Annotated in this window: 1 protein-coding gene; it reads right to left on the bottom strand. The window is 74.0% G+C overall.

The features are described from left to right. A partial coding sequence (locus tag ACIBJE_RS31435) for an SDR family NAD(P)-dependent oxidoreductase (protein ID WP_396753911.1) occupies positions 1 to 11,078 on the bottom strand: 11,078 nt, incomplete at both ends.

Genomic DNA, 11,078 nt, shown 5'->3' with positions numbered 1-11,078 from the left:
CCACTTACCGGGACTCGCCGTGGCATACACCGTCGCACCCAAATGCTGCGCGAGCTGGATCGCCGCCATACCCACACCACCCGCACCCGAGTGGACCAGCACCGACTCACCCGCCCGCAGACCCGCCAGGTCACGCAGGGCGTAGTACGCGGTCAGGAACACCACCGGAACCGAGGCCGCCTCGACGAACGACCAGCCAGCAGGCACCCGCGCGATCCGCTCCCGCTGCGCCACCACCTGCGGACCGAAACCCGGCTCGAACAACCCGAACACCCGGTCACCGGGGACGAGACCCTCGACGTCCGGACCGACTTCGAGCACGACGCCCGCGCCCTCGCTGCCCATCACGGCGGCCGGGTCCGGGTACATGCCCAACGCCATGAGGACGTCACGGAAGTTCACGCCGGTGGCGCGCACCGCGATGCGGACCTCGCCGGGAGCCAGTTCGACCGGCGTGGTCGGGACGATCTCGACGCCGTCCAGGGTGCCGGGACGTACCGCGGCCACGTGCCACGGGCCGTCGGCCGGCGGGGTCAGCTCCGCGCCGGCCTGCCGGACGAGCCGGGGCACGAACACCCGGTCGCCCCGGATCGCGAGCTGCCCGCCGCTGGTGGACTGGTCCGCCGCGACGGCCGCCAGCACGCCGAGCGCCCGCGCGTCGATGGTCTCGTCGGTGTCGGCGAGCACGATGCGGTCCGGGTGTTCCGACTGTGCCGAGCGCAGCAGACCCCACACCGCCGCACCCGCCAGGTCGCCCACCCGCTCGTCGTCCTGTGCGGTCACCGCACCCCGGGTCGCCACCACCAGCCGGGTGTCAGCCAGTACGTCAGCCGTGAGCCACTCCTGCACCGTCGCCAGGACGTCGTCGACCAGGGTCCGTACCGCCTGCGGCACCGGGGCGTCGACCGCACCCCGCAGCGGCAGCAGAACCACCTCGGGCGGGGCGGCTCCCGCCGCCACGGCGGACACCATCTCCGCCACGTCGGCGTAGACGGGCGCAGCGGGAAGGTCGGCCACGGCGTGCGGGGTGCCCAGCAGGGCCCAGGCCGTCGGGGCGGTGTCCGGGGTGACGTCCTCGGTCTGCCAGGTCACCTCGAACAGCGACCGGGCGGCGGCGGCCGGGGTGGCGACCACACCGGTCAGCTCCCGCAGGACGAGGGAGTCCACCGACACCACCGGCGCACCCGACTCGTCCACCGCCACCAGACGCACACCCGAACCGGACCGGCTCAGCCGCACCCGCAGCACCCGCGCACCCGACGCATGCACCTGCACACCCTCGAACGCGAACGGCACCCGAGGACCCGAACCCGACCCCGCATCCAACAACCCGATCGGATGCAACGCCGCATCCAACAACGCCGGATGCACCCCGAACCCCGACACATCCGCCGACCCCTGCGGCAGAACCACCTCGGCGAACACCTCGCCGTCACCCGACCACACCCGACGCAACCCCTGGAACACCGGCCCGTACGACAGACCGTGTCCCACCAGCGCGTCGTACCAGCCGGTCAGGTCGGTCTCCGGGGCCGACGGGGGCCACGCGTCGATGGTCGGCTCGTCATCCGTGGTGGCCTCCAGCACACCCTCGGCGTGCCGGATCCACTCGGCGTCGGCATCGTCGTCGGGCTGCGAGTACACGGCGACGTCCCGTCCACCGGTCTCGACCGCACCGACGCGCACCTGCACGCGGACCCCACCGGAGGCCGGCAGGGACAGTGGCGCGGCGACCGTGAGGTCGCGTACCCGGGAGGCACCGATCTCGTCGCCGGCCCGCACGACCAGCTCCACCAGTGCGGTGCCCGGCACCAGCACCGAGCCCGACACCACGTGGTCGGCCAACCAGGGGTGGGTGGAGACCGACAACCGGCCGGTCAGCACCACCCCGTCGTCACCGGCGAGCCGGACGGCGGCACCCAGCAGCGGGTGCTCCGCCGCCGCGAGCCCGGCCCCCGACACGTCGCCCGTGCGCCAGGCCACCGCCTCGGGCCAGAACCGCTCCCGCTGGAACGCGTACGTCGGCAGGTCCACCCGGTTGCCACCGGAGCCGCCGGTCAGCGGGCTCCAGTCGACGGCGACCCCACCGACGTACGCCTCGGCAAGGGCCGCGAGCAGCGCGGACGCCTCGGTACGGCCCTTGCGCAGGGTCGGTACGACCACCGGGCCGGTGCCGTCGGCCGTGCCCTCGGCGAGGCAGTCCTGCGTCATGCCGGCGAGGACACCGTCCGGCCCGACCTCCAGGTAGGTGCCGACGTTGCGCTGCCGCAGGTAGCCGATGCCGTCGGCGAAGCGGACCGCCTCGCGGACGTGCCGCACCCAGTAGTCGGCGGTGCGGATCTCGTCGGCGTCGGCGAGCGCACCGGTCAGGTTCGACACCACCGGCAGCAGCGGCGCGCCGAAGGTCAGCCCTTCGACCACGGCCCGGAACCCGTCGAGCATCGGCTCCATCAGCGGGCTGTGGAAGGCGTGGCTCACCCGCAGCCGACGCGTCCGCGCACCGCGTTCCCGCCAGATCCGCTCCACCTCGTCGAGCGCCTCGACCGCACCGGAGACGACGACGGCCGACGGGCCGTTCACCGCCGCGACACCGACCCGGTCGGTCAGGCCCGCGAGGGTCTCCGCGACCTCGGATTCCGGTGCGGCCACCGCGAGCATGCCCCCGCCGGTCGGGAGGGCCTGCATCAGTCGGCCCCGGGCCGCCACCAGCACGCACGCGTCCGCCAGGGACAGCACCCCGGCCACGTGGGCGGCGGTGATCTCACCGACCGAGTGACCGCCGACGAAGTCGGGAACGATCCCGAACGACTCCACCAGACGGAACAGGGCCACCTCGACCGCGAACAGACCGGCCTGGGTGAACACGGTCTGGTCCAGCAGCTCCGCCTCCGGCGACCCTTCGGTGGCGAACAGGATGGGCTTCAGCGGCTGCGGCAGCAGCGCGTCCAGGTGACCGCAGACCTCGTCCAACGTGGCGGCGAACACCGGGAACATTCCGTACAGTTCCCGGCCCATGCCGGCGCGCTGCGCACCCTGACCGGAGAAGAGGACGGCGAGCCGGCCGGTGCGGGCCGTACCGCGCACCACGATGGAGGACGGCTGGTCGTCGACGATCGTGTCGAGGCCGGCGAGGAGACTCTGCCGGTCCCGGGGCAACAGCACCGCGCGATGCTCGAACGCGGAGCGTCCGGTGGCCAGCGCGTGGCCGAGGTCGGGCAGTCCGGTGTCGGGGTTCTCGGCCAGCCAGGCACGGAGCCGCTGCGCCTGCCCGCGCAGGGCCGGGCCGGTGCGGGCGGAGAGCACGCACGGGGTGGTCAGGTCACCGAGCACGGCAGGGGCCGGCGCGGCCGGCGTGGGCGTCGCCTCGGGGGCCTGCTCGAGGATGGTGTGGACGTTGGTGCCGGAGATGCCGAACGAGGAGACGGCGGCCCGGCGGGGCCGGTCCACCTGCGGCCAGGGGCGGGGCTCGGCGAGCAGTTCGACCGCGCCGGCCGTCCAGTCGACGTGCGGGGACGGCTCGGCCACGTGCAGGGTCGCCGGCAACCGCCCGTGACGCATCGCCATGACCATCTTGATCACACCGGCGACACCGGCCGCCGCCTGGGCGTGGCCGATGTTCGACTTGACCGAGCCGAGGAGCAGCGGGCGGTCCGCCGGCCGGTCCTGCCCGTACGTGGCGAGCAGGGCCTGTGCCTCGATCGGGTCACCGAGGGCGGTGCCGGTGCCGTGGGCCTCGACCGCGTCCACGTCGGCGGGAGCGAGCCGAGCATTGGCGAGAGCCTGGCGGATCACCCGCTGCTGCGACGGGCCGTTCGGGGCGGTGAGGCCGCTGCTCGCCCCGTCCTGGTTGACGGCGCTGCCCCGGACGACGGCGAGGATGCGCCGCCCGTTGCGCTGGGCGTCGGAGAGCCGTTCGAGCAGCAGCATGCCGACGCCCTCGGCGAAACCGGTGCCGTCGGCGCCCGCGCCGAACGCCTTGCACCGCCCGTCCGGCGACAGGCCACGCTGGCGGGAGAACTCGGCGAGCATGCCGGGGGTGGACATGACGCTGACGCCACCGGCGAGGGCGAGCCCACACTCGTTCTGCCGCAGCGCCTGCGCGGCCAGGTGCAGGGCGACCAGCGACGACGAGCAGGCGGTGTCGACGGTGACCGCCGGCCCCTCCAGCCCGAACAGGTACGAGATGCGCCCCGAGGCGACGCTGCCGGCGCTGCCGTTGCCGACGTACCCGTCGAGTTCGTCGGACGTGCCGAGCGCCTTGCCGGCGTAGTCGTGGTAGATCAGGCCGACGTAGACGCCGGTGCTGCTGCCCCGGGCGGTGAGCGGGTCGACGCCGGCCCGTTCGAAGGCCTCCCACGAGGTCTCCAGCAACAGCCGCTGCTGCGGGTCCATGGCCAGGGCCTCGCGCGGATTGATGCCGAAGAAGGCGGCGTCGAAGTCGGCGGCGTCGTAGAGGAAGCCGCCGTTGCGCGGGACGGCGGTGTCGTCCCCGGTGTCGGTCCGCAGGGCGGTGACGTCCCAGCCCCGGTCGGTGGGGAACGGCGCGATGACGTCGGCCCCGGCCGTGACCAGGTCCCATAGCTGCTCGGGGGTCTGCACGGCGCCGGGGAAGCGGCAGGCCATGCCGACGATGGCGATCGGTTCGTCGACGTCGGTGGTCGAGACCGCGGCCGGGGTCGGTGCCGGGGCGACCCGACCGCCGATCTCCCGGTCCAGGAAGTCGGCGAGCACGACGGGGGTCGGGTAGTCGAAGGCGACGGTCGCCGGCAGGCGCAGCCCGGTGGCCGAGGCCAGCCGGTTACGCAACTCGACCGAGGTCAGCGAGTCGAAGCCGATCTCCTTGAACGGCCGCAGCGGGTCGACGCTCTCCGCCGAACGGTGGCCGAGCACCGCCGCGACGCTGCCGGCGACCAGGTCGAGGAGTTGGCCGCGCCGTTCGACCGGGCTGAGCGCGGCGAGCCGCTCGGCCGTCGACAGCTCGACGGCACCACGGGCCGCCGAGCGCCGCCGGGTGCGGGGCTGGCGCACGAGGTCCCGCAGCAGCGCGGGCACCCGGTCCGCGTCCGGTCCGTCCGCGACCGCCGGCACCTTCATGAGGACGACGTGCGCGCCACCGTGCCGCTGCGCGGCGTCGAAGAGGGCGAGCCCCTCGGTGTCGGTGAGCGGGGCGCTGCCGGCGCGGATGGCCCGCCGGTGCTCGCTGGCGTCGAGGTGGGCGGTCATGCTGCTGGTGGTGGCCCAGAGTCCCCAGGCGAGGCTGGTCGCGGGCAGGCCCTGCGCCCGCCGCTGCTGGGCGAGGGCGTCGAGGAACGCGTTCGCCGCCGCGTAGTTGCCCTGACCGGGCGAACCGAGCGTCGCCGCGATCGACGAGAACACCACGAACGCCGACAGGTCCAGACCGGCCGTCGCCTCGTGCAGCACCCACGCGGCGTCGACCTTCGGACGCATGACGGTGGCCAGAGCGTCCGCGTCCAGGGACCCGATCGTGGCGTCGGCGATGACCCCCGCGCAGTGCACCACGGCGGTCAGCGGACGCGCCGCGTCCACCCCGGCGACCAGGGCGGCGGCCTGCTCCGGGTCGGCGACGTCCACCGACACCGTCGTCACGTCCGCCCCGGCACCGGTCAGCTCCGCGACCAGCGTCGCGTAGTCGCTGCCCTCGGCGGGCAGACTGCGCGAGGCCAGCAGCAGCCGACGGGACCGGCCCGTGGCGACCAGATGCCGGGCCACCACACCGGCGAGGGTGCCCGACGCACCCGTGATCAACGTCGTGCCGTCCGGGTCCAGCGGAGCGGGAACGGTGAGGACGACCTTGCCGACGTGCCGGGCCTGACTGATGTGCCGCAACGCCTGCCGCGCCTGCCGCACGTCCCACACCCGAACCGGCAACGGCCGCAACGCACCCCGCTCGAAGAGAGCGAGCAGCTCGGACAGCATCTGCCCGATCCGCTCCCCGCCGGCCTGGTTGAGTTCGAACGCCTGGTAGGTCACGCCCGGGTGCTGCCCGGCGACGAGTTCGGGATCGCGGACGTCGGTCTTGCCCATCTCCACGAACCGACCACCACGCGGCAACAACCGCAACGACGCGTCCACGAACTCACCGGCCAGGGCGTCCAGGACCACATCCACACCCGCGCCACCCGACGCGGCCCGGAACACGCCCTCGAACTCCGTGGTCCGCGACGACGCGATCCGCTCCTCGGCGACACCCAACTCCCGCAACGTCCCCCACTTACCGGGACTCGCCGTGGCATACACCGTCGCACCCAAATGCTGCGCGAGCTGGATCGCCGCCATACCCACACCACCCGCACCCGAGTGGACCAGCACCGACTCACCCGCCCGCAGACCCGCCAGGTCACGCAGGGCGTAGTACGCAGTCAGGAACACCACCGGAACCGAGGCCGCCTCGACGAACGACCAGCCAGCAGGCACCCGCGCGATCCGCTCCCGCTGCGCCACCACCTGCGGACCGAAACCCGGCTCGAACAACCCGAACACCCGGTCACCGGGCACCAGATCGGTCACCTCCGGACCGACCTCCAGCACCACCCCCGCACCCTCACTGCCCAGGACCGCAGTGGAATCCGGATACATGCCCAACGCGATCAGCACGTCACGGAAGTTCACGCCGGTGGCGCGCACCGCGACGCGTACCTGACCGGCCGCCAGGGGCAGGTCGGTGCCGACGACCAGGTCGACGCCGTCGACCGTCCCCGGCTCCACCGCGGCGAGATGCCAGAGATCGGTGGACGGGACGAGCCGGTCGGTGCCGGGTCGGACGACCCGGGGTACGAACACGGTGCCGCCCCGGAACGCGAGCTGCCCACCGGTCGGGGCCGGGTCGCCGGCCACCGACGCGAGCAGGGCCACCATGTCGACGTCGGGTCCACGGTCGAGGTCGGCCAGGACGATCCGGCCCGGATGCTCCGACTGCGCCGAACGCAGCAGACCCCACACGGCGGCCCCGGCCAGGTCACCGGCCCGGTCGCCCGGTCGGATCGCCAGGGCGTCGCGGGTGAGCACCACCAGCCGGGAGTCGGCGAGCGCGTCGGCGGCGAGCCATGCCTGCACGGTGGTCAGGACGTCCGTCGTCAGCGCCCGCACCGCCGCCGGCACCGGGACGTCGGCGGCCGCTGCCGGCACCGGCAGCATCAGCACCTCCGGCGGGGTTCCGCCCGCCTCGACGGCGGCCAGCAGCGCCGCCACGTCCGCGTACGCCGGAACCCCGGGCAGGTCGACGGGGAGCGGGGCGGCGTCGGCCGCCAGGACCGCCCAGCCGGAGACGTCCCCGGCCGGCGTGATCTCCTCCGCCTGCCAGGAGACCTCGAACAGGGAACGGTCGACGGCACCCGGGGTGGAGACGGCACCCATCTCCCGCAGCACGAGCGAGTCCACCGACACCACCGGCGCACCCGACTCGTCCACCGCCACCAGACGCACACCGGCACCGGACCGGCTCAGCCGCACCCGCAGCACACGGGCCCCGGAGGCGTGCACCTGCACACCCTCGAACGCGAACGGCACCCGGGGACCGGACGTCCCGTCCCCCGACAGCAGCAGACCGATCGGATGCAACGCCGCGTCGAGCAGCGCCGGGTGCACCCCGAAGCCGGACACGTCCGTCACCCCGTCGGCCAGGGCGACCTCGGCGTGCACCTCGTCGTCACCGGACCACACCCGGCGCAGGCCCTGGAACACCGGCCCGTACGACAGGCCGTGTCCGGCGAGCGTGTCGTACCAGCCGGTGAGATCGGTCTCCGGGCCGGCCGGCGGCCACGTGGTGAGGCCGGGTTCCTCGTCGACGGCCGCTTCCAGCACACCTTCGGCGTGCCGGATCCACTCGGCGTCGACATCGTCGAGCTGTGAGTAGACCGCCACGTCCCGAGCCCCGGCGTCGTCGGCGTCGCCGACCCGCACCTGCACCCGGACCGCGCCGGAGGCCGGCAACGACAACGGAGCGGCGACCGTCAGCTCCCGAACCCGCGACGCGCCCACCTCGTCACCGGCCCGCACCACCAGTTCCACCAGCGCCGTGCCCGGCACCAGCACCGCACCCGACACCACGTGGTCGGCCAGCCAGGCGTGCGTCGACACCGACAGGCGACCGGTCAGCACCACCCCGTCGTCACCGGCGAGCCGCACCGCCGCGCCGAGCAGCGGATGGCCGGGGGCGGCAAGGCCGGCCCCCGACACGTCACCGGCCCGCCAGGACGCCACCTCGGGCCAGAACCGTTCCCGCTGGAACGCATAGGTCGGCAGATCCACCCGCGTCGCGCCGGAGGCGGCGAAGACGGTGGCCCAGTCGACCGGCACGCCGGCCACGTGCAGGCCGCCGAGCCCGGCGAGGATCTCGCGGGGGCCGTTCTCGTCGCGGCGCAGGGAGCCAACCACGATGCCGGGCTGTCCGGCTGCGGAGGGCTGGTCCGCCGGGTCGGCGGTGGCCCGGTCGAGCGCGTCCTGCACCACCACCTTGAGGACGGGGTGCGGGCTGACCTCCACGAACGTCCGGTATCCGGCGGCGATCAGCGCGTCGACGACGGGAGCGAGGCGGACCGGCTCGCGCAGGTTGCGGTACCAGTATTCGGCGTCCAGTTCCGTGGTGTCGACCAGATCACCCGTGACGGTGGAGTGGAAGGCCACCTCGGTCGGGTGGGACACGATCGTGCCGAGCGCGGCGGCCAGGTCCTCGCGGACCGCCTCGACGTGACCGCAGTGGGAGGCGTAGTCGACGGCGATCTGCCGGGCCCGGATGCCACGCTCCGCGCAGGTGGCGAGCAGCTCGGCGACGGACGTGGCGTCGCCGGAGACGACGGTGACGCTGGCCCCGTTCAACGCCGCGACGGAGAGGGTGTCCGCCCAGGGCGCGATGAGCTGCGCGGTGTCGGCGGCGGAGAGCGGCACGGAGACCATGCCGCCGAGTCCGGAGATGGCGAGCAGGCCCCGGCTGCGGGCCACGACCAGCCGCATCGCGTCGGGCAGGGTGAGCGCGCCCGCCGCGCAGGCGGCGGCGATCTCGCCCTGCGAATGGCCGATGACCGCGTCCGGCCGGACGCCACAGGCCTTCCACACCTCGGCGAGGGAGACCATGACGGAGAAGAGCAGCGGCTGGACGACGTCGACGCGGTCCATCGCCGGGGCGTCCGGGGCACCGCGCAGGACGTCCTCGATCGACCAGTCGACCAGTCGGGACAGCTCCGCCGCGCACTCCCCCATCCGCCGCCGGAAGACCGGCGAGGACTCCAGGAGGTCGAGGGCCATGCCCGCCCACTGGGAGCCCTGGCCGGGGAAGACGAAGACGACCTTGGGCGTACCGTCGCCGACGCTGGCGCGGTGGTCCGCCTCGACCAGCGTGGTGAGCCCGGCCAGCGCGTCGTCGCGGTCGGCGGCGACCACCACCTGCCGGTACGCATGGTGGGCGCGGCCGGTGGCGAGCGAGTAGCCGAGGTCGACCAGGTCGAGGTCCGGCCGCTCGGCGAGGTGGCCGCGGATCCGCGCCGCCTGGTCGCGCAGCGCGCGGGCGCTGCGGGCCGAGACGGCCAGCGGTACGGCGTCGGCGCCGACCAGCCCGGGCAGCGCGGTGGGGCGTTCGGGGCGTGCCGGGGTGTCGGCCGGGGCCTGCTCGATGATGGCGTGGGCGTTGGTGCCGCTGATGCCGAACGACGACACCGCCGCCCGACGCGGCCGGCCGGTCTGCGGCCAGGGCGTCGGTTCGGTGGCCAGGGTGACGGCCCCGGTGCTCCAGTCGACGTGCGGGGACGGCTCGTCCACGTGCAGGGTCGGCGGCACCAGCCCGTGCCGCATGGCGAGGACCATCTTGATGACACCCGCCACACCGGCGGCGGCCTGCGTGTGACCGATGTTCGACTTGATCGACCCCAGCAGCAACGGCTCGGCACGATCCTGCCCATAGGTGGCAAGAAGCGCCTGCGCCTCGATCGGGTCACCCAGCGTGGTGCCCGTGCCGTGCGCCTCCACCGCGTCCACATCCGCCACGGTCAGCCGGGCGTTCGCCAGGGCCTGCCGGATCACCCGCTGCTGCGACGGACCATTCGGCGCGGTCAACCCGTTCGACGCACCATCCTGGTTGACCGCCGTGCCCCGCAGCACGGCGAGGACCCGGTGCCCCCGCCGCCGGGCGTCGGAGAGGCGTTCCACGAGCAGCATGCCCACGCCCTCACCCCAGCCGGTGCCGTCCGCACCCCCGGCGAACGCCTTGCACCGCCCGTCCGGAGCCAGGCCGCCCTGCCGGGAGAACTCGGAGAACATGCCCGGGGCGGCCATCAGCGCCACGCCACCGGCGAGGGCCATCTCGCACTCGCCGGAGCGCAGCGCCTGGGCGGCCAGGTGCAGGGCGACCAGCGACGACGAACACGCCGTGTCGACGGTGACCGCCGGGCCCTCCAGACCGAACGTGTACGCGACCCGGCCGGAGGCGACGCTCCCGGCGGTGCCGGTCAACAGGTGACCTTCGAGCCCTTCGAGGCCGTCGCTGCCGCTGGCGGCGTAACCGGAGGAGGCGGCACCGATGAAGACACCGGTGATGGTGCCGTGGCCGCTGGTCGGGTCGATTCCGGCGTGCTCGAACGCCTCCCACGAGGTCTCCAGCAGCAACCGCTGCTGCGGGTCCATGGCCAGGGCCTCACGGGGCGAGATGCCGAAGAAGCCGGGGTCGAACGCGGCGGCGTCGTACAGGAAGCCGCCCTGCCGGGTCGTCGACGTGCCCGCCCGGTCCGCGTCCGGGCCGTAGAGGGCGTCCAGGTCCCAGCCCCGGTCGGTGGGAAACCCGCCGATCGCGTCCCCACCGGAGGCGACCAGAGTCCACAACTGTTCGGGAGTCGCCACTCCGCCCGGGTAGCGGCAGGCCATGCCGATGATGGCGATGGGCTCGTCGGAGGCGGCCGGGCCGGCGGTCGGGGCGAGGGTCCGGTCGCCGCCCGTGGTCTGGTCGAGCCGTTCGTGCAGGTGCTCGGCGAGGCGGGTCGGGGTCGGGTAGTCGAAGACGAGGGTCGCAGTCAGTCGCAGCCCGGTCGCCGAGGCCAGCCGGTTACGCAGCTCCACCGAGGTCAACGAGTCGA

The organism is Micromonospora sp. NPDC050187 (assembly GCF_044459745.1).
Classification (GTDB): Bacteria; Actinomycetota; Actinomycetes; order Mycobacteriales; family Micromonosporaceae; genus Micromonospora.
Note: the sequence above shows the minus strand (reverse complement) of the source record. Positions and strands in the feature narration are given on the sequence as shown.